We start from the raw sequence: 1387 nt of genomic DNA on the forward strand, positions 1-1387 counted from the left end.
TTATTATCGAGTTCGGTGACCGCCTGGACGGTCACTTCTGAGAAAAGGCATTTACACAGAATCGTGTACAGGGTCCTGTAAAAACGTGGATCACACCGGCGAAATATCTTCAGATAGTTATCCCCTGAAGGTGACTAATTGTTTTAATGCATCTTCAGCCCACACTTCAAGGTCATCGTAAGTTCTGAACGTTTTACTGATTACCTTACCGGTTGCATCTGATGTACCAAACAAACTGAAACCTAACCTGCTACCGGGTGTGATTTTAAATTCGTCTACATCTGCAGCCCGGCCATTTAACAACCACCACAGGTAATTGAAAAAATCTGGTTTTGATAAGCCCGCTGTACCTAAAGCTGCTCCCCTTGCCAGGTCCTCCCCCCGATAGATGGTTGGTTTAGGAGGCTCCCCGAGACCACTGCAGTTCGGAAGGACAGAATCCCGACATACACTGTCCTGGTAGATGGTGAAACGGGTTTCAAGCGAATCCTTAACAACACGCCCCCACATGATGAAGTGACATGCTCTGTGCCAGTTGCGGACCCGAGAGCTTCTCTGTAATCCATTGCAGAGAAGGCAGACTGCAGGCTTTTTGGCTTCATCACGAACATTTCTGTTGTACGATTTCATCTCGACCAGGAAGAACCGGTCGCATACACCGAACAGGGTATCGGCATTAATATCCCGGTCGCGGCCGTTCAGTGAGGCAATGAGATCACTCATTCCGTGTTCACGGCATGCATTCCGTACCTGAGATTTAAACACATCGGTAACGCTGTCTTCTCTGCCTCTGTTACTCACACAAACCTCGCTCAGTAAGAAATTTCGCCGTGACGGGGGACGGCTGGGCCACCAGCGATGAATGTTAAAGCGGGAGGCCAGGCTAAAGAATTACCGAAAACAGGAGGGACCGACAACAACACACAAACGTAAGACAACATGCCTCATAGCCCTGCAAAGCCTTTGGCCCGGTGCGTCACGCTCTGCGTGAGTTACGACTGTGCACATTTTCGGCATATTCTTTTTTTTCATTTTTCTCTTTTTTTCACACGCGCGGCGAGGGGCGGGTCGGGCACGGTAACGGTTCACAGTCTTTGAGGTATGTTGTCTTACGTTTGCTATTTTATCGCCTTATGGTCGTGCCGGCATTCAGAAATTATGGAGATGGCCAACTCCGGGTTTGCCCACCTTGTCGCATACAGTAGACACATCTCCGGGGTCAGGTGCCGGTACCCACCGGACTATTCTGCCCGGAGCTGCTGGTCGTTACGGCTCTGAACTGTTACCCTGGATAATGACTGCATATCGGGGGAGTGAACCGCCCCGGTTTTCCTGGAGAGTATTTTAGTTGGGAACTCAGGCTGCCAGATCCTTATTCCCGATGGAA

Annotated in this window: 1 protein-coding gene; it reads right to left on the reverse strand. The window is 50.0% G+C overall.

Annotated elements, in window-relative coordinates; translation table 11 throughout:
• Positions 1-117 precede the first annotated feature (117 nt).
• On the reverse strand, positions 118-723 hold the full coding sequence (locus ACSZPU_RS25695) for a hypothetical protein (RefSeq protein ID WP_499004435.1): 606 nt from the start codon (positions 721-723) through the stop codon (positions 118-120).
• Between the last annotated feature and the right edge of the window lie 664 nt (positions 724-1387).

The sequence above is a fragment of the Phytobacter sp. V69 genome (genome assembly GCF_965644215.1).
GTDB lineage: Bacteria > Pseudomonadota > Gammaproteobacteria > Enterobacterales > Enterobacteriaceae > Phytobacter.